Annotated in this window: 18 protein-coding genes; 9 read left to right on the top strand and 9 right to left on the bottom strand. The window is 69.2% G+C overall.

Translation table 11 applies throughout. The features are described 5' to 3' along the window. Nucleotides 1-10: 10 nt before the first annotated feature. The gene (locus tag OG982_RS01560) at nt 11-475 is read right to left on the bottom strand and encodes a Crp/Fnr family transcriptional regulator (protein ID WP_266790455.1); all 465 of its coding nucleotides are present in this window, start codon (nt 473-475) and stop codon (nt 11-13) included. Between the two features lie 176 nt (nt 476-651). On the opposite strand from OG982_RS01560, the gene OG982_RS01555 reads away from it, so the two are divergent. The 3 genes from OG982_RS01555 (at nt 652) to OG982_RS01545 (ending at nt 3259) form a co-directional block, all read left to right on the top strand. Then, nucleotides 652-936, top strand: a complete 285-nt coding sequence (locus OG982_RS01555; RefSeq protein WP_266790457.1) for an SHOCT domain-containing protein — start codon at nt 652-654, stop codon at nt 934-936. 58 nt (nt 937-994) lie between these two features. Then, entirely contained in the window at nt 995-1465 is a 471-nt protein-coding gene (locus tag OG982_RS01550; protein ID WP_266790459.1) for a pyridoxamine 5'-phosphate oxidase family protein, read from the top strand. A 90-nt stretch (nt 1466-1555) separates the two neighbouring features. Then, on the top strand, nt 1556-3259 hold the full coding sequence (locus tag OG982_RS01545) for a SulP family inorganic anion transporter (protein WP_266790460.1): 1704 nt from the start codon (nt 1556-1558) through the stop codon (nt 3257-3259). Nucleotides 3260-3302: 43 nt separating this feature from the next. On the opposite strand, the gene OG982_RS01540 is transcribed toward OG982_RS01545, so the two are convergent. The 7 genes from OG982_RS01540 to OG982_RS01510 all read right to left on the bottom strand — a co-directional run bounded on the left by OG982_RS01540 (nt 3303) and on the right by OG982_RS01510 (nt 10670). Continuing rightward, nucleotides 3303-4271 (bottom strand): hypothetical protein, encoded by a 969-nt coding sequence (locus OG982_RS01540; protein ID WP_266790461.1) that lies wholly within the window; start codon nt 4269-4271, stop codon nt 3303-3305. A 505-nt stretch (nt 4272-4776) separates the two neighbouring features. Further along, nucleotides 4777-5043, bottom strand: a complete 267-nt coding sequence (locus tag OG982_RS01535; RefSeq protein ID WP_266790463.1) for a helix-turn-helix transcriptional regulator — start codon at nt 5041-5043, stop codon at nt 4777-4779. A 1306-nt stretch (nt 5044-6349) separates the two neighbouring features. Then, entirely contained in the window at nt 6350-6784 is a 435-nt protein-coding gene (locus OG982_RS01530; protein WP_266947753.1) for a hypothetical protein, read from the bottom strand. Between the two features lie 83 nt (nt 6785-6867). Then, on the bottom strand, nt 6868-8217 hold the full coding sequence (locus OG982_RS01525) for a TniQ family protein (RefSeq protein ID WP_266947751.1): 1350 nt from the start codon (nt 8215-8217) through the stop codon (nt 6868-6870). Continuing rightward, a complete protein-coding gene (locus tag OG982_RS01520) occupies nt 8214-8603 on the bottom strand; it encodes a hypothetical protein (RefSeq protein ID WP_266790469.1) in 390 nt (129 codons plus the stop codon). The genes OG982_RS01525 and OG982_RS01520 overlap by 4 nt, the downstream gene beginning before the upstream one ends. 855 nt (nt 8604-9458) lie before the next feature. Further along, nucleotides 9459-10318 (bottom strand): IS5 family transposase gene (locus OG982_RS01515; RefSeq protein ID WP_266792286.1). Its coding sequence is split into 2 segments (ribosomal slippage): nt 9459-9970 and nt 9970-10318, totalling 861 coding nucleotides; the frame shifts between segments, so codons are not numbered across the junction. Between the two features lie 136 nt (nt 10319-10454). Continuing rightward, on the bottom strand, nt 10455-10670 hold the full coding sequence (locus OG982_RS01510; RefSeq protein ID WP_266790471.1) for a hypothetical protein: 216 nt from the start codon (nt 10668-10670) through the stop codon (nt 10455-10457). A 515-nt stretch (nt 10671-11185) separates the two neighbouring features. Here OG982_RS01510 and OG982_RS01505 point away from each other — a divergent pair. The 3 genes from OG982_RS01505 (at nt 11186) to OG982_RS01495 (ending at nt 14621) form a co-directional block, all read left to right on the top strand. Then, a complete protein-coding gene (locus OG982_RS01505; protein ID WP_266790473.1) occupies nt 11186-11458 on the top strand; it encodes a hypothetical protein in 273 nt (90 codons plus the stop codon). 482 nt (nt 11459-11940) lie between these two features. Next, nucleotides 11941-13413 (top strand): sialidase family protein, encoded by a 1473-nt coding sequence (locus OG982_RS01500; RefSeq protein ID WP_266790475.1) that lies wholly within the window; start codon nt 11941-11943, stop codon nt 13411-13413. Between the two features lie 137 nt (nt 13414-13550). Beyond that, on the top strand, nt 13551-14621 hold the full coding sequence (locus OG982_RS01495; RefSeq protein WP_266790477.1) for a BTAD domain-containing putative transcriptional regulator: 1071 nt from the start codon (nt 13551-13553) through the stop codon (nt 14619-14621). An 11-nt stretch (nt 14622-14632) separates the two neighbouring features. On the opposite strand, the gene OG982_RS01490 is transcribed toward OG982_RS01495, so the two are convergent. After that, a complete protein-coding gene (locus tag OG982_RS01490; protein ID WP_266790479.1) occupies nt 14633-15286 on the bottom strand; it encodes a cutinase family protein in 654 nt (217 codons plus the stop codon). 274 nt (nt 15287-15560) lie between these two features. Between OG982_RS01490 and OG982_RS01485 the strand changes: the two genes are divergently transcribed. Genes OG982_RS01485 through OG982_RS01475 form a run of 3 tightly spaced genes read left to right on the top strand, consistent with a single transcriptional unit; the run spans nt 15561 to nt 18728 of the window. Further along, the gene (locus OG982_RS01485; protein ID WP_266790481.1) at nt 15561-16751 is read left to right on the top strand and encodes a hypothetical protein; all 1191 of its coding nucleotides are present in this window, start codon (nt 15561-15563) and stop codon (nt 16749-16751) included. A 55-nt stretch (nt 16752-16806) separates the two neighbouring features. Continuing rightward, complete coding sequence (locus tag OG982_RS01480) at nt 16807-17787, top strand: glycosyltransferase family 2 protein (protein WP_266790483.1); 981 nt, start codon at nt 16807-16809, stop codon at nt 17785-17787. Nucleotides 17788-17831: 44 nt separating this feature from the next. Continuing rightward, nucleotides 17832-18728 (top strand): oxygenase MpaB family protein, encoded by an 897-nt coding sequence (locus OG982_RS01475; protein ID WP_266790485.1) that lies wholly within the window; start codon nt 17832-17834, stop codon nt 18726-18728. The last annotated feature ends 26 nt before the right edge of the window (nt 18729-18754 follow it).

The following is an 18754-nucleotide window of genomic DNA, read 5'->3' as shown; positions in this document are numbered from 1 at the left end:
GTACGGACGATCAGAGGAAGCTGCCGCTGCCGTAGGGCGCGTACAGGTCGAGAAGGCGCACGCGGGCGGCCTGCAGCCGGTTGGCGAGGACCTGCCCGACCCAGTGGCCCAGGGCGGAGCCGAAGGCGGCGTCGGCGTCCATCAGCGTCTGTACGCGCTCCGCGTCGAACTCGTACGCACGGACGGGCGTCATCGCCTCAGCGCCCAGGCTCCACGAGTAGGGCTTGAAGAGCCACGAGCAGCCGACCAGCCGGCCGGCGCCGAGGCTCTCGATGACGGCGGCGCGCCGCCCGGGCACGTGGACGTCCAAGGTCACGGTGCCGGACCGGACGATCCAGAACCGATCGGCGTGGCCACCCTCGCGAAAGAGATGGGCCCCCTCGTCGAAGTTGACCTCTCGTGCCAGCTCCATCAGGCGGGCACGGCAGTCGGCGGGCAGCGCCTCGGAGATACGGGTGGGTGAAGGGGTGCTCATGAACGGCCTCCTGTTCGAGTCCGTCTTCAGTCTTTGTGTTTCCGCCGGTCCCGGGCATGGGCCCTGTGGTCCCGTCTGTGGGCCGACCGGCCCATGCCGGGGCTCGTGCGGCCGGAGATGCTGGCAGGAGATGGCCGGCTCGCGGCTTTCGACCCCGTCCACCTGGTAGGTGCGCGATGTACTGGAACGGCCATGGCATGGGGGCTTGGGGCTGGTTCGCCATGTCCCTCACCACGCTGATCGTCTGGACCCTGATCGTCGCGGCGACCGTCCTCGTGGTCCGCGCCCTCAAGCGAGATGGTGCGGACGGGCGCACAGCACCCGCGCCTTACCGAGCCTCCGACAGGGGGGCCGAGAGGCTTCTCGCGGAACGATTCGCCAGAGGCGAGATCGACGACGAGGAGTACAGCCGGCGGCTCGCGGTGCTGCGAAGCCACGCCCCTGGGCCCACGCCCCTTTGAGAAGCCGACAGCGGGCAAGGGCACCGGTGTCCCGCCCGCTTGACCGAGGATGCCCACGATGAAGAGCGACCCGGCTACTACGTCCCCCAGCTTGCCTGCCGTCAGCATGCCGGGACGGCAGATGGAAGAGCTCAGTGCTGACGAGGCGCTGCAGCTGCTGGGCACCGTTCAGCTGGGCCGGATCGTGTTCACCCGTCACGCGCTGCCCGCGGTGCGCCCAGTCAACCACCTTCTCGACGCAGGCGACATCATCGTTCGGGTCCAGGACGGCTCAACGCTGGGAGCCTTGCTCGCGGCTCAGGCAGATGCGGGCGTAGTCGTCGCGTACGAAGCCGACGTCATCGATCAAGGCGCTCACCTGGGGTGGAGCGTGGTCGCCACCGGCTACGCCACCGCCGTCACCGCCCCCAGCGAGATCGAGCGCTACGCGCACCTCCTGCACCCGTGGGTCGAGGGCACCGCATCGGGCACCATCCGGATCAGGCCCGACGTGATCACCGGCTTCCGACTGCGTGAGAGCAGCCCGTAGGGGTCGGCCCACTCGCGCGCTTCACCTGCTTGTAGCCCTCCGCCCGGCACCATGGTGAGGCAAAGGCCCGCATGGAGTCCCGGAGGTGCCATGCCGAAGCACGGACGGAGCACTGCGATCCCGCCCGCCTTCCGTGGCTACCGGAGGAACTGGCTACGCGGCGACGTCCTGGCCGGGATCACGGTCGCCGCCTACCTGGTCCCCCAGGTCATGGCCTACGCGGGCGTGGCAGGTCTTCCCCCGGTCGCCGGCCTGTGGGCCGTCCTGCCGGCCATGGTCCTGTATGCCGTGAGCGGCACCTCGCGCCTGCTGTCCGTCGGACCGGAGTCGACCACCGCCCTCATGACCGCCGTGGCCGTCGGACCGCTGGCCGCTGGCGACCCCGTCCGCTACGCAGCGCTCGCGGCAGCCCTGGCCCTCGCCGTCGGCTTGCTCTGCCTGGTCGCGTGGGCCGTCCGGCTCGGCTTCCTTGCCGACCTTCTCTCCAGGCCCGTACTCGTCGGCTACCTGGCCGGTGTCGCGTTCATCATGATCGTGGATCAGCTACCCCGCCTCACCGGGACCAGCGGCAGCGGATCGGGGTTCTTCCCCCAGCTTTTCTCATTCCTCCGCCACATCGGCGACCTGCACTTGCCCACGACCGCAATGGCCGCGGGCTGCCTGCTCCTGCTGTTCACCCTGCCTCTGCTGTGGCGGGCTCTGCCCGGCCCCCTCGTTGTCCTCGTTCTCGCCACAGCGGTGGTGACGGTCTTCGCACTGGGCGAGGAGCAGGGGATCGATGTCATCGGCACGGTCCCGACCGGCTTGCCGGGCTTCGCCCTGCCCCGACTCGCTGACCTCGCCGACCTGGTGCTGCCGGCCCTCGGGGTTCTGCTGGTCGGCTACACCGACGTCGTCCTGACCGCGCGCGCCTTCGCCCGGCACGACGACCCGCATTCGCTGGATGCCAACGGCGAACTGCTCGCCCTCGGCACGGCGAACCTCGGCGCCGGAGTCCTGCACGGCTTCCCGGTCAGCAGCAGCGCCAGCCGCACCGCCCTCGCGGACTCCGCCGGCGCCCGCACCCAGGCGTACTCCCTCGTCGGCGCCGCCTGCGTGGCCGCCGTCCTGCTCTTCCTCGGCCCACTGCTCACCCACACCCCCTCCGCCGCCCTCGGCGCCATCGTCGTCTACGCCGCCGTACGCCTGATCGAGGTGGGCGAGTTCCGCAGGCTGGCAGCCTTCCGACGCCGCGAGTTCCTGCTCGCCCTCGGCTGTGGCCTTGGTGTCCTCGCCCTCGGCATCCTGTACGGCGTGCTCCTCGCCGTGGCGTTTTCCGTTGCCGAACTCCTCACGAGGGTCGCCCGACCCCACGACGCCGTCGAGGGAATCGTTCCGGGCCTGGCCGGCATGCACGACATCGACGACTATCCGAGCGCCCGCACCATTCCCGGCCTCCTCATCTACCGTTACGACTCGCCGTTGTTCTTCGCCAACGCCGAAGACTTCCGCCGCCGGGCGCTGGCCTCGGTGGCGATCCAGGACGAACCTGTGCACTGGTTCGTCCTGAACACCGAGGCCAACGTCGAGGTCGACATCACCGCCCTCGACGCCGTCGAGGCCCTGCGCTCCGAACTCACCCAACGGGACATCGTCTTCGCCCTCGCCCGCGTCAAGCAGGACCTGCGCCACCCCCTCGACGCCTACGGCCTGACAGCCGCAGTCGGCCAGGAGCGCATCTTCCCCACACTCCCCACAGCCGTTGCCGCCTATCGCGACTGGCAACGCGCCACGGGCCACGATCCAGCCCTCTGACCAAGTCTCCCGACTGAGGAGCCGGGCGCCGAAGATGGGAGGGTCAGTGTCGGAGCTGGCTCGGTGGCGCTACGGCCCTGTCCAATTCAAGGAGGGCCAGCATGACTTCGCCGCGCACCTGCTGTCTGTCTTGAGCGCTCCCTAGCCGCAGCCGTCCATACCGCGTCAGATGTGGTTCGAGAAGGTTGCGGATGAGCTTGCAACCATCGGGGTGCCCACGGCCGAGCTCCTCGCGGGCTTCGCGCGCCGCTGCCATGAGGAGGGGCTTTTCGGGATGAGTGTGCTCGGCAATGCTGATGGCATCGTGTACGGCGTGCCGCAGGCGCCCGTTCTCGCCGTATCGCTGGAGCAGGTTCCCGAGGAGGCGTCGTCGGCCCATCAGTTCCCTCACCTCGTGGAGCGACTGCGGGCGCAATTCCTCCCAGGCCAGGGCCACGAGGCTTTGAGCGGAGGGGCTGAGCGCGCCCGGCGCGACCTCGGTCTGGAGCTGCTTCAGATGCTGGCGCCAGCGGTGCAGGATGAGCGGATGGCAGAGGGCGTCATCGCGATCGGCCTGCGTACTGGCATCATGCAGCACCCGGAGACGGAACTCCTCCTCGCTCATGCTGTGGACGCGCAGAGCCTCCCCATGGAGGGGAGCGTGAATCAGGCCGCGTGCCGTGGCGCGCTCGATCGCGCCGTGTCTGGTGCGGACGGCCATTGAGGCTTCCGGGGGCAGCCCCGCGGCCGTCGAATACTCGGTGAACAGTCCGCGGAATTGCGGTTCGAGGTGCTGGGCGAGCCACAGGAGTGCCTGCTCTCGCGGATCATCCGTGGCCGGCAGTCCGGGTAGGACCCCGGCGATGGTGAGGTCCTCCGTACGGCGTCGCTGAAACTCCTTTCGGGCTTCTTGGGCGCGTTGCGCAACGGCCGAGTACTGCCAGTCGAGGTGTTGGGCTTCTTCGTCCCAACGGCCGACGACGAGGCACCGTTCTTCGCGACGGATCTGCAGGTCGTGCTGGGCGTACGTCAATGCGTCGATGGAGGCGGACAGTCGGTCGCCGCGAGTTCGTTCAGAGGAAGCCGCCAGGGTTCGTTGTGCGCCACCGGGACGGCTCGCAGCGCCGGGCCGGTCTGCGGACGAGCGGTTGCCTGCGTCCCACCTTTCCGGGGTGTTGTCGAGCGCAGACCGAAGCGGCGATTCAAGTAGCGCGACGAGCGTCCACGATGGAGAACGTTCAAGGGGCGGTTGCGCAGGCTCAGACAAGGCTGGCCCTTCGACGCGTCACAGGTGGGGCAGTCGACAGACCGAACGTCGGTGGAAGAGAGATGCCAGGCCGACTGGGTTGGCGGCCGGGACGGTGGGGAGGTGTTTGTGCGCATGCCGCGACCCTGGCAGCGCGAGCATGAGGCGACGGGGTTGTGCGTGGCGTACACCCCCGCACGGCCGAACCGGGTTGCACTGCAATACGACATGCGAAAACATGCGCGGTTTCATTCACTCGTGCGGGTTGAAGCGAAAGTGGAGTACCGGCGACCTAAGGCGAGGCTGGAGTGGCAGGGGGCTCGTGCCCCTGGCACATCAAGCCGAGGATGTCGCCGAGAGGCGTGCCGAGCGCGTGCGCGATGGCATGCCATGTCGCCAGGCTGCCGACGGTCCGCCCCTGCTCGATCTCAATCAGCGTGCGGCGTGCCAGACCACTGCGCTCGGCCAGTTGGTCGTAGGTCAATCCCCGCGCTGCCCGAAGACGAGACAGCTCCAGGCGGAGGGCCTCGAGGTTCGGGTCCGGCGGAAAGATCGTCACTTGGCTATCGCACGGTTCCGACCCCACATCTGTCAGTGCAGACCTCTGCCCTATTTGGCAGTATCCGCGCAGCCGTGACGTTGCTGCGGACCGCTCTGCTGGTGTGCGCGCTGGCGTTCGGGTTCTGGGAGGAGGAGAAGCGTGATGAAGCAGATGTGGTCCGTGGCAATCCGACCCGGCGAGTACGGGCCGGTTCTCAGCTGTCACACCTGCGGCAGCGTGAAGAGCGCCGGTCGGGACGCGCGGTCCGCGGCCTTCGGGCATCTGGCGGAGCATGCCCGACGAGAGGCTCTGCCGCAGCACCTGCGGGTCTGTCGGTGCTCCGAGCACGGTTGCCGCTGGCACCGAAGCCGTCGTGGGTGCCATGGAGCCCTCGAGCTCGTCCTCGTCAGAAGTGAAGGCGAGCGTCGCTGGACACTGGCCGAGGCGTGTCTGGAGTGCGCTCGGGCGACGGAACAGGCCGCGGTCGTCCCTTCGACCGTTCTGGCGGTACGGCCCTTGCTCAAGCCCGGTGCCACGGCCTCGGGCGGGTACCGCCATGGTGAGGCGCAGCGGCGGCGGGTGGCCTACCTACTCAGTTACCTGGCATCGGCGCTGGATCCGGCTGTAGGCGCGCATGCCCGTCTGGTGGCCGTGCAATGCGCGCTACGCGCTTCGCGGGCGGGAGGAGTCCGGCTACCCGGAGGTCTCCTGCGGGGGATGGGGGTGCACAGCCGTGTGAGTTTGTGGCGGGAGCTCGAGTTCGAGGGATGGCTGCGATGGTCCGGATGCTGGTCGGTGAACAAGTGCAGCACTGTGGAGGCTCAAGTACTCGATGGTGTGGCGCTCGTGCAGAGTCCAGGGCGGACCGACCGCGCTCGCGCCGCCGATTGGGCTCTGCGAACGACGGCAGCGGCGCGGCAACTGGGCGCGTCGGTTTCGGAGGAACTGCTCGTGCTCGTCCTGGCGGCACACGTGCCGCCAGGAGCGAGGACGGGTTTGGCCGACGTCGAGCAGCTGGCCCGCTGCTGCGCCCTGCCAGCAGTGTCGTTCCCGCACGCCCTGCGTGCACTGCACGGGAAGGGGGCAGCGATGTCGTGGTCGATGACCGCGGACATGCATGACGTGAGCTGGTCGTCCCCAACCCGTGTGGCTGTGCCGTAGCCGCGGCCACTGGTGCCGCCGCGCTCGTACGACCTGGCCATGACGGTGACCGAGAAGCGTTCACTGTGCTCTCTGCGGCCGCAATCCTGGTGGCCGCTCGACAAAGCGTGAGTATCTCGAGTTCGAGCGGGCACTCAACACAGCCGTTGGCGGGCCGGGTTATCTATGGTCCTGATGCGAGACCGTCAGCGTAGTCATTGATGCGTAGGAGGAAGCGGAGCCTGGCTCCTCTGCGGTTGCTGGGGGTCTGTAGCTGTCCGATGGCGGCGACCACCAGCTTGGTGCTTTGCTGCGCTTGGCGGAGTGCCTCGACCGTCGGACTGTGCAGGTAGTCGCCTTGGGTGACGCGAGCCCACACGAGCGCAGTTACAACGGACTGAGTCAAGGGGGAATCCACGCGGGCGAGGCGGGTCAGGCCGGCAGTCAGCGCTTCGAGATCCTCTGCAGGAATCTGCCAAGTGCTTAGCGTTCGACGGCGTGCAGCGAAATCCACGCGTAGCGCGGCGGCCGTGTCCAATTCCTTGGCAACAGTCTCTACCGCCACGTCGAGCAGCGGCCAATGGCCGCTGGGCAGCAGGCTTCGCTTGAGTACGGTCAAACTATGTTCGGCGGTGATCCGAGGAATTCCTAGAATTTCGGCGCATTGTGGCCAGGTCCCGCCTCCGGCCATTTCGACGAGCCTCAGCGAAGCGACTCGGCGTAGGTGCCGTGGATTCCAGGCACCCTTGATTCTCCCGTGTGACGTGAGTTCAGTGAAGTGCGCGCCGAGCCATGCCTCCGGCAGCAGGGCAGGGACATGCTCGATCCCGAAATGACACGTGCGTGACGGAAGGAGCTGTCCGGCATGGGGGTGTCCGCCAGCGCGGTTGAAACCAAGGATCGCCGGACAAGAGCCTTTGCCAGGTCTGTGGAGACGTCCATGCGCCGGAAGGTGGCCCCGATGTTTGCCCCGCTACGCAGGAACGCGGTGGCGGCGAGGGGCTGGATCCGCTCGCGCAGGGCCGTACCTCCTTGGCCCCGATCGCCGAGCAGGGTTTCCGCAGCCAACAGGAGCGCTCCGCACTCGGCCGGATCTTCGGGCGCGGCCCACGCGTCACGAACCCGCTTGTCCGGGCTGCACCCGTCGCGGAGGGCGGTCCACGTGGCCACGTGGACGGCAATCCGGTCGGCGAGCGTGCTCGAGGCGGCGAAGCGTGCGCTGTCAGGCCAGCTGAGCCGGATCAGCTGAGCGGCAGCGATCAGGTCGGGAAAGAAGTACTGCTCTGATCCTAAGTACTCGTCCCTTGTCGCTGGTGACTGCCTGGACGCGAGGCGTCGGTCGATTCGTCGCTGCAGGGCGAGCATTAAGTCGAGGCCGCTGTCCGGTCCCGTGCTCGCACAACCCGCCTTGTCAAGGCGTGTTCCACACAGGGGTGTCCGGCCGCCGGTATCGACAGTGCCGGCGACGAGGTGGCGGCACTGTGCCGGGTGCAGGCCAGTGATCGCGCGCTGCGTGATAAGCCCTTGGCGCTCGGTGCTCGAGGGTAGGTTCTGACGGCCTCCGCACCGCGGACACCCCTGTGCCAGAAGGCGGCCGTGGGCAGTGCACGCGAAGGAGGCCGGGAGATGCCAGCGCAGTTTCCACGGGCCGCCGTACGCGTTCTGCACCGCGTTCCCGTCCCCGAGGAGGCAGTTTGGGCAGTAGCGGCTGGACAGGCTGAGGGCCCAGGTACGTCGAGCAGAGGTCAAATTGCGACTGCCGTCCAGACGCAGGGCAGCCAGCGGTGCATAGGAGGTGGTCATGGCTGACAGAGTGAGGGCGTTGGCTTCACCTACGTGCAAAGACGCGGCGGCTTCGAAAGCCTTGGCGGTCTCAGATGGCAAAGAAACCAAGTACTCCGCAGGAAGCCGATTCTGATAGTGACTCAGGCCGCAGAGTGTGGCAATTCTTGCAGGTGAGCGATCCAGTCGGTATGCAAGCCGCAGGAGCAGTCCCGGCAGAGACTCTTCCGGCAGTGGGGCGAGACTCCGTGCGAGCGGACGTGTCGTCAACGGATCGGATCCAACCTGCGTGTGGCAGCCGGCGCGACCCAGCTCAGCGCTTCGAATTGCAAGTCCGTCCCCTCGTCGCAGGCTCGGGCGAGCTGGGTGGCATAGGCCATGAGCCGGTGGCGCAGAGCGATGTAGGAGGGCCTGCGCTGGTTCCTGTTCGCGAATAGCCCGGCCTGTTCGGTCAGCCGATGTGGAGAGCGCGCAGTGGAGCGACGTTGCGTTACCGCCGGGCTGTGAAGATAGCTGGACTCATTGACCATGCACCAGATCACTGCCTCGCCGACTTGAGGGTCGCCGGTCGCCTGACGCTGTTCGAGGCCGGGGATCCCCTCGCACAATGTCTTCCAGTCCTCGGGTGAGAGACGCCAGTCTGCCCAGATAGCCAAGGCCCGGACGATGCCACTGATCGGTACGCCAAGTGAAGCGGCGCACAGGAACACTGGAGGCCATGTCAACTTCGCCCAGGTCCTGAACGGCGTAATCGGTCGCTGTCCTCCCAAAACGCCAGGCCGTCGTCCACCGGGCACTCCAATCCGACCGCATGACCAACTGGCTGAAAGCATCAGCCGAAATGTCATGCACTCGCGCGAGATCATGCAGCGTCGATGTGTCCGACCAAGGGTCGGTCGCCCTCGGTGCGCAGACTGGCTCGCGATCGAGAAGCAGGGTCTGAGGAGCCACGACTCCGCCTTACATGCCATGAGTGCGGTGGAAATTGCGAAGAGCATCGTGACTGTCTTCTTACTTGCGCAACTCGTCTCATCACACCGAGATGTCAGTGGCCCAGCCTGTGGTAGGCGACCCGGGAGCCTTGGGGGAGCGCTGCAAGAAGATGTTTCGGCGGCGTGCTTTTCAGGGTTCAGCCCCGCAGTGGCTGACCGCGAACGGCCGAGGGCCCGTGAGTGACGGAGCGATTCGGCGCACGGCAGGGGCTGGACGGAGGGCTCCACGATGGGCACCGCCGGCAGCCTCGTCGGTAGTCAAGAAGGCACCGCGGACGCGCTTTCGAGGGAATGATCCAGCGGCAGTCCGGGAAGGAGTCGGGAGCGACGAAGTGGGGGAGCCCCCATCTTGCGGTTGCTGGAGGGGGAAGAGGCGTCTTGGTCAGCACAGCGGCCGGAGGGCCCGAGTGTTTGTACCGATGTGCCAAGAACTCTCGGTAGACAGCGCCGCATGGTGCCGAAGCTGGTTGGCACAAGTGCAGGTCAATCGGATGGGCTGGGGACACCTAGGCAGTGTCTTCAAACTGGTTTGATCCAGAGGAGGAGGGACGCGATCGTGACGGCTGCTTGGTAGGACTCCCGGGTTTTGTCGTATCTGGTGGCTATGCCACGCCACTGTTTTAGGCGGTTGAAGCAGCGTTCGACGACGTTGCGGTGCTTGTAGAGCCGCTTGTCGAAGGCTGGCGGCCTTCCTCCGGCGCGGCCCCGGCGGGATCGGTGGGCGCGCTGGTCACGGCGTTCGGGGATGGTGTGGCTGATCCCGCGTTTGCGCAGGTAGGCGCGTATCTTGCGGGAGCTGTAGCCCTTGTCGCCCAGGACATGGTCTGGGCGGGTTCGAGGCCGTCCGGGCCCGGCCCGGTGGACGTTGATGGTGTCCATGACCTCCTCGAAGCGGGTGCAGTCGGCGGCGTTGCCGCCGGTGAGGACGAAGCCGAGCGGCCGGCCGCGACCGTCGCACGCGAGGTGAATCTTTGTGGTCAGTCCGCCTCGGGATCGCCCGAGGGCGTGATCACACAATTCGTCCCCCCGCCCCGCCCCTTTTTGCGGGCACCCGCGGCGTGCTGATGGGCCCGCGCGACCGTGGAGTCGATCGACACCAGCCAGTCGATGTCACCGCACGCGTCCTTCTCCGCCTGCACCGCGGCCAGCATCCGCGTAAACGTCCCATCCAGCGCCCACCTGCGGAAACGCGTATACAACGTCCGCCAAGGCCCGTACCTTTCCGGCACATCACGCCACGCCGACCCCGTCCGCAGCTTCCATACGATCCCGTTCAGAACCCTGCGGTCATCCAGCCGCGGCCGCCCCGAAGACGACCGCGGCAGTAACGCGGACAACGCTTCCCACTCCAGATCCGACAACTCATGACGACGCACCATGCCTCCATGATCCCCCATCAGAACCCTTTGAAGACACTGCCTAGCGGCTGTGGTCACACGAGCGGACTCTCCCGGCTCCGCTCGCGCGGAGCGCCCCGCGGCGCGTGGCTGCGGGGCGCAGGGCGCCTTGTGGCGTTCAGTCGACCTGCTCCCCGTCCTTCGTACCGCCGTTGCAGTAGTTGCCATCCTCATTGATCGCGGGCGTTCCGCCGCCGTCCTTGCACTCAGAAGGGGTGACGACGGATGGGGCAGCCTGTGGGGTGGCGGCGGTGGCGGCGGCGGCACCTGTGAGGCCGAGTCCTGCGAGGGCTGCCGTGGCCATGACGGCAGCGAGGATTCGTCGAATGCGCATTCGGTTCCCCTTTCGCGGATTGCCTCTGTTGGGGCACTGTTCAGCTTCTCACCCATGTGGGTGGCGCGTCATGTTGGGCCATGCGGTTGACAGTGCTGTCGGGTGCGGGGGGAGTCCGACACCGCGCCTGATCAGGGACCCGCTCCCGGTCGGGGCGGCGACTGCGGTACCACCCGCTGGAACATGCCACCGCAGTGGCGGCCCAGCACCCCCCACGGGGAAGCGGAGGCCGGCCGCCCCCCGGTGCCCAGGACGGGCGGGGGAGAGGATGCGACGCTGGAGTGGGGCCCGCGAGTGGAAGTCCGAGTGCGTCTCGTCCGGTCCGCGGCCCTCCCCTTCGGCCTGGCGGCCATGTCCCGGTGCGGCTCGATGGATGCGACGCAGACCGTGCGGTCAGTCCGTGAGCCCGCCGGCCGGGGGCACCACTCACCGAGCGTCGCCAGGCGGCCCTACCGCGTGGATCCGGCCCGCCGGGACCAGGACCGCGCGACCAACCCGGAAGGCAGGTGCGTCCCATGCGCACGTCGACCCGTATCGCCGGTGCCCTCACCGGCCTGACCCTCGCCCTCGGCGGTGTGGTCGCCGCTCCCGCGGCCCGGGCGGACATCCCCGCCTGCACGCAGATGGCCGAACTGGCCGGTGCCACCGATTCCGACTCCGCCGCAGCGGCCTGCAGCCGTGGCGTGGTCGGAGACCTGCAGAGTTGTGTGACCGGGCTGACCGGGGCCGGAGTGGCGGGCGGCGCCGCGACCGGTGCCTGCCGGGCGGCGGCCCACGAGCCGCGTTAGGGGACCGCGCGCGGCAGCCGCCCGCCGGCACCGGTCGGAGGCAGGTACGGCCCGCCTCCTCCTCAACCTCCGGCCTGCCCGGACACAACGCGGGCCCCGGCGGACGGTCTCGACGCCAAGACCATCGACGTCGCCCGCTTCTGCGCCGACGTGATGGAGTCTTCCTTCTGGCGCGGGCGATGATCGCGCCGACCCGTCTGAGACAAGGCCGACCCCGCCGGCATCGCCAACCGGCAAGCGGCCCGCGGCCCTCTCCCGGGACCTACGAGACGGCGCCGTAACAGCACGACCAAGGAGCCGACCGGCACGCCGCACCCGCCGGTCGGCTCCGCCGTGCTCCTCGACGACCCCGGGGACGACTCCGTCGTTCGGCCCATCAAGGGCGCCGGCCGCAACGCCGAAGACAACCAAGCGGAGTCGCCCCACCCTCGCCTTCCGATACGCCTCCGTGCCCCAGCCGACAGGCCCGGAGGAGATCCCGCATGCGCGTCTTCCTGCCCCTGACCGCCGTCACCACCGCCGCGCTCCTGCTCGTCACGGTCACCGGCGCGACTCCCGCCGCAGCAGACCGGAACCCCGACGGCACACCACTGGTCAAGGTGTCCCACGGCGACCCGTACGCGGAGTGCACCATCGGAGCGAGATCCCCCGACAGCATCGTCTACCCGGCCACCGAGGTCGAGCCGTACCTGTCCGTCGATCCGCGCGACCCCAAGCGCGTGGTCACCGTGTTCCAGCAGGACCGCTGGAACGACGGCGGCGCCCGTGGCCTGGTGGCCGGCTGGACCACGGACGGCCACACCTTCCACCGGAGCACGCTGCCGTTCAGCCTCTGCGCCCCGGGCGGAGCGGACTTCGAACGGGCCACCGACCCCTGGGTGAGCACCGGACCGGACGGCACCGTCTACGCGAGCGGCGAGGGCGTCGACTTCACCAAGAGCACGCGCACCGGCCTGCTGGCCGCCACGTCCCGCGACGGCGGCCGCACCTGGCGCAACGTCACCACCACGCACGTCGACGAGCAGCCGTTCTTCAACGACAAGCCCTCGCTCACCGCCGACCCGATCCGCGAAGGCACCGCTTACCAGGTCTGGAACCGCCTCGACAACGACCCGCCCGGCCCCAGCTCCCTCGACGGTCCGGGCTACATCTCCGTCACCCGCGACGGCGGCCGCACCTGGAGCGAGGCCCGGCCGTTCGTCGACACCAGCGCCGTGCCCAACACCCAGACCATCGGCCATCTGATCGTCGCCGACCGGCGCTCCGGCACCCTGTACGACTTCTTCGACCGGATCACCTACGCCGAGGACTTGAGCACCGTCGTCGAAGCCCGCTACGAGGTGGTCACCTCGACCGATGCCGGAGAGACCTGGAGCGCCCCGGTCACCGTGGCCAAGGACACCTCCGTACCGGAGGTCGACCCGAACGACCCCACCAAACTGCTGCGCGCCGCGTCCACCCTGCCCAGCCCGGCCGTCGACCCCAAGACGGGCACGCTCTACATGGCGTACGAGGGCTCGGACTTCTCCGGCGGCAGCTTCGACTCCGTCCAACTGGTGCGCTCCACCGACGGCGGACGCACCTGGGGAGCCCCGGAGCTGATCAGCCCGGAGGACGTGCCGGCCTTCTCTCCGTCGATCGCGGTCGACGAGCGGGGCACGGTCGCACTCACCTACTACGACCTGCGCTTCCTCAAGCCGGGCGACACCACCACCCTGCCCACCGCCTACCAGCTGGCCACCCTGCCGCACGGAGACCTTGAACGCCGGACCGAGCGACGCATCTCGCGCATTTTCGACTGGCTGCAGGCACCGTTCGCCGGGGGCTACTTCCTCGGCGACTACCAAGGCCTGGTGGCGGACGACAAGGGAGTACGGGCGGTGCTCACCGAGACCAACTCCGGCGCACCACAGAACCGTACGGACGTGTACACCGGCAGTTTCCGCACCCGCTGACCGACGCGGCACACCACGGCCGTGCGGTCGTACGGCAGATCACGGGTGTCACTCCGGAACGTTCCGGGTGTCTCGGTCGGCGCCGTCGCCGTTACGTTGGCGACGGCGTCCGCCAGACGAACACCCGGGGAGCTGTGATGCCGACGTCCGCCGTCAAGGGCCGGCCACCTGCCGCCGTACTCGGGCCTCTGGAGCGCGAGGTGCTCTACAGGGTCGGGTGCGGCCTGCGCGACGAGGAGATCGCCGCCGCGCTCGCGGTGCCGGAGGGCGCCGTGGCCGGACACCTCACGCGGATCCTCGTGAAGCTCGGGCTGCGCGACCGGGCCGCCGCCATCGCCCACGCCTTCGACTGCGGCCTGGTCGTCGCCGGCTGCGGCCCCCGCGCGCGGGAGGTGAGCCCCGTGACGGGGGGCGCCACCGGCCGGGCGGCCGGCCCGAGGGTGCGGATCTGCGTGCTGGGGCCGGTGCGGGCATGCCGGGACGGGCGGCCCTTGAACCTGGGCCACCTGCGCCAGCAGGCCGTGCTCGCGGCGCTCGCGCTGTGCGCGGGGCGGACGGTCAGCCGGCACGAACTGCTCGATGGCGTGTGGGGGATGGAGCCTCCGGCCACGAACGTGGTGCCGGTGTACGTCTACCGCCTGCGCAAGACCCTGCGCCTCGGTGACAGCCCTGACTCGGTGATCGAGCACGACCGGGGTGGCTACCGGCTGGCCTCGGGCGCCGTCGAAGTGGACGCGGCGCGCATGGAGGAACTCGTCACCGATGCCAGGACGGCCGCCCGGGCGGGCGAACCGGCCGAGGCGGTCCGCCTGTGCGCTCAGGCCCTGGACCTGTTTCGCGGGGAGCCGCTGGCCGGCCTGCCCGGGCCGCTGGCCGAACTGGAGCGGCTGCGCTTCACCGAGCGCAGGATCGCCATCGCGCAGGGAAAGGTGGAGTGGCAGCTGCGGCTGGGCAGGCACGCCGAGGCGATCGCGGAGCTGTTCGCGTTGTCCTCGGCACACCCCCTGAACGAGCCGGTGGCCGCGATGCTGATGCGCGCGCTGTACCGCGACGGCCGGCAGGCCGACGCCCTGGCCGCGTTCGACCGCACCCGCCACCGGCTGGCCGACGACCTGGGGGTCGCTCCGAGCGGGATGCTGCGGCGGACGCACCGGATGGTGCTGCGCGGGGACGAAGCCGGCCTCGGCCTCACGACGTCCCCGCGGTGAGCTCTGCGTGGCTACCAGGGATACCAGGCGCCGTTGTACCACTGCTCGCTGGCGCTGTCGTTGTGGTGATCCATGTTGAAGTCTTCGGGGTAGTTCCTGACGTGGTTGTTCGGGTAGGTCCAGATGCCCGCGGACTCGTCGCAGACGTAGTCCCAGTGGCAGATCGTCTTGACGGGCACGTTGCCGAAGTCCCGGTCGGCGCCGGCGAGCGGCGGGCCGATGAGGCCGCCGAACGGGACGGCTCCGCCGTTGGCGCCGGGAGGGCCCTGGCGCTTGGGGTCCGCGATGAGGATGGCGTTGACGTTGTCGAACGTCCGCCAGTTCTCGGAGACCCAGGTGTGCACCACTCCGGCACCCAGCGAGTACCCGGCCATCTTGACGTGCTGGCCCGGGCACGCGGCACGCTGGTCGCGGACCAGCCGGTTCAGCTCGTTGACGCCGGCCCGGGCGCTCGCACCGTTGGGAATCTGGGTGGGGTACCCGACGTGCTGCTGGATGTTGCCGGTGAAGCCGTCGTTGTTCCAGGAACTGCCGGTGCCCCCGACGACGATCGTGTAAGTGCCTTCACACGGAGCCGCCGCTTGAGCCGTGGCCTCCCCTGCCACTGACAGCCCGGCGGTCAGCAGCAGCCCGGCCGACGCGGCCGCGATCCTTCGTGTTCGCATGCAATCCTCCCCATGGAGTGGGCCGGCGCTCCCCGCTGCGTGATGCGGAAGAGGCGGTCGGCCGAGGTCACCGGACGACCGTGGCAGCGGCCGATGACATCCCGATGAAACCCGCGGGGCCGGCTCGGCGGCGCAGCCCGCGCGGAAGCGGGAGGAGTACTCCCGGGTGCGGCCGCACGGGGCGTTCGCCAGACTGATCGTGAAACACGGCACGGGCCGCCGAGACGATCACGGAGCTGGAGATGACCGGACTTCCCAGGCTCGTGCGCCCCCGGTGAACAGTGCGCTGCGGCGGAACCTGTCGCCCCCGGCCGTGGCATGGCTGGTCGCGAACCTCATCACCTGGCTGGTCGCGACGGGATCCGTCGACGGCGACGGATCCGGCGTGGCCTATTGGTCCACGGAGGGCCGGCGCCGCTGGGACTCGACGCACTACCTGTCCATCGCGCAGACCGGCTACGAGATGTTCCGGTGCCGGGAGCGCTACCCGGACTTCCGCGACGTCATGTGCGGGAACGTCGCCTGGTTCCCCGGGTATCCCATGGCGGTCCGGGCGCTTTCCGCGACCGGGCTCTCCTACGAGACATCCGCCGTCGTCGTCACCGAGGCGTCCCTGTTCGGCATGTTCGCCGTGCTGTGGTGGTTGCTCGGCGCCCGGCTCACCTGGGCCACCGGCCTGACCCTCGCCATCGCCGCGGTCTTCCCCGGCGGCGTCTACTTCCACGCGGTGTTCCCGATCGCCCTCGGAACGCTGGCCCTGCTCGTCTGCGTGGCCGGAGTGAAGAGGGGCTCCTGGCCGATCGCGGCCGCCGGCGGTTTCGTGGCCGTCGCCTGCCATCTCGTCGGCGCGGTCGCCGGCGCGATGCTGCTGCTGAGCGCGTTCTTCGCGTGGCAGAAGGACGCGTGGCCGGTCCGGTTCGCGAAGGCCGTCTCGTCGGCAGCCGTGGCCGGCTGCGGCCTGCTCTGGGCCAAGTGGCTGATGTGGCAGGCGACGGGCCACTGGGACGCGTACGAGATCATCCAGGAGTCCAGCTACGGACAGGGCGGCCTGCGCGCGCCCTTCGCCGAGATGGTGAAGGCCTACGGCTTTCCGTTCAGCGAGTGGTACCGGCCCGAGGGCCGCCTGTCCTGGCTGGTGGAGCACAGTCTCTCCGCGCACAGGACGCAGCTCTGGCTGAACATCACCTTCGTGCTGCTCGTGGTGGCGGCCGCCGCGGTCCAACTCGTCCGGAACCGCCGGCTCGACACCGGGCAGTGGGCCGCCCTGATCCTGACGGTGGGCATCTTCCTCCTGCCCTTCCTCGCCGGCGCGGCGATGTCGTGGTACCGCAACCACGCGCAGATGTTCGTCGGGCTCGTACTGGTCAAGGAGCTGCCCCGGTGGATCCAGGCGGCACTGCTGGTCTTCTGCTCGGTCCAGTACGTCTTCCTGGGGGCGATGTTCTTCGCCGGAGTGCTGGTGTGAGCGACCCGGGGACGGGGCGAACGCCGAGATGCCGCCTCCCGGAGCCTCCCGCATCATGACTGCTGTGCACGACACAGACCGGGGATCGATCGCGCTGTCGATCGTCGTCCCCATGTTCAACGAGGAGGAGGCCCTGCCCGCCCTGACGGCGCGGCTCCGGCCGACCCTGGACGGGTTCGGCGAACCGTACGAGGTCCTGGCCGTGGACGACGGCTCGACCGACCGGACCCCCCGGCTGCTGGACGAGCTGCGTTCCGTCTGGCCCCAGCTGCGCGTCGTGACCCTGCGGCGCAACAGCGGCCACCAGGCCGCCCTCACCGCCGGACTGCACCGGGCCTGCGGCTTCTACGTCGTCAGCCTCGACGCCGACCTCCAGGACCCGCCGGAAGCCATCCCCGACATGGTCGCCACCGCCCGGGCGGACGGACTGGACATCGTCTACGGCGTCCGCACCGACCGCTCCACCGACAGCTTCCTCAAACGCCGGACGGCGGCCGTCTACTACTGGCTCATGCGCCGCCTGGTCGGCACCTTCGTCCCCGCTCACGTCGGGGACTTCCGGCTGTTGTCCCGCCCCGTCGTGGAGACCCTCAAAACCCTCCCCGACCAACAGCAGGTCTACCGCCTGCTCATCCCCTGGCTCGGCTTCCCGAGCGGCCAGATCACCTACCGGCGCGCGGAACGGGTGGCCGGCACCACCAAGTACCCCGTACGCAAGATGGTTTTGCTGGCCCTGGACAGCATCACCAGCTTCTCGGCGGTCCCGCTGCGCCTGGCCACGGCGATCGGCGCGTTCAGTCTCGTCGTCTGTCTCGTCTTCTTCGTCTGGACCGTCATCGTCCACGTCACGGGCAACACCCTGCCCGGCTGGACGTCCTTGATCATCACGGTCCTGTTCTTCGGCGCCGTCCAGCTCTTCTGCCTGGGCATGCTCGGCGAGTACATGGCCCGCGTCTACACAGCCGTCCAGGCCCGCCCCACCTATGCCGTCGCCCGCGACACGGACGAGGAACAGCGCGACAGCGGCAAGGGCTGAAGGCCGCGCTTTTCCCGGGGCCGAAACCGGGGCATGGTTTTCGCATGACCGGTGAAGGGACGAGGGAAGCCGATCCCGGGGTGTACGGGCCCGGGTCCGTGACCTGGCAGTGCCACGGGGACCCGGTGATGTGGATCGCCGGCGTGCGGGCGCTGTACCTGCAGGCCCTGCATCCGCGCGCCGTGCGGGGGGTGACCCAGAACAGTGACTTCCGGCGCGACGCGTGGGGCCGGCTCCTGCGGACCGCCGACTTCGTCGGCACGCTCACGTACGGCACCACCGAGGCCGCCGAACGCGCCGGTGCCCGGGTCCGGCGGATCCACCGGTCACTGTCCGCCACCGACCCCGACACCGGGGAGCGCTTTCCCGTCGACGACCCCGCCCTGCTCCTGTGGGTGCACTGCGCGCAGATCGACAGCTTCCTCCACGTCCTGCGCCGCTCCGGCGTCCCCCTCACCCCTGCCCAGGCCGACCGCTACGTGGACGAGAACCGGGTGGGCGCCCGTCTCGTCGGTCTCGACCCGGCCGGGGTTCCCGCCGACACCGCCCAGCTGGCCGCCTACTTCGAGAAGGTCCGCCCCGAGCTCGCGGCTGGCCCCGACGCCCTCGACGTGGCCGCCTTCCTGCGCAGCCCGCCCATCCACCCGCTCCTGGTCCCTGGCCGAAACCTGCTGTGGCGGCCGTTCACCGGACTCGCGTACGCGACCCTCCCCGAGTGGGCGCACCAGCTGTACGGGACGCCCGCACCGGCCCCGCGCGCCGTCACCCGGCGCCTGCGCCTCACCGGCCACTTGCTGCGCGCCATTCCCGCAGGTCTGCGCTGGAAGCTGCCCCCAGGTCACATCTTGAAAGCGATGCGTCGCATGGGCCCCGGGAGCCGCCCCTCCCCGTACACACTGCGTTCATCAGCGTCCATACTGGACCGGCCGGGGAGGGCATAGGACGCACAAGGACGCAGCAGACAACG

The organism is Streptomyces sp. NBC_01551, from assembly GCF_026339935.1.
In the GTDB taxonomy this organism is placed as follows: domain Bacteria; phylum Actinomycetota; class Actinomycetes; order Streptomycetales; family Streptomycetaceae; genus Streptomyces.
This window is presented reverse-complemented; position numbering and strand designations above follow the sequence as displayed.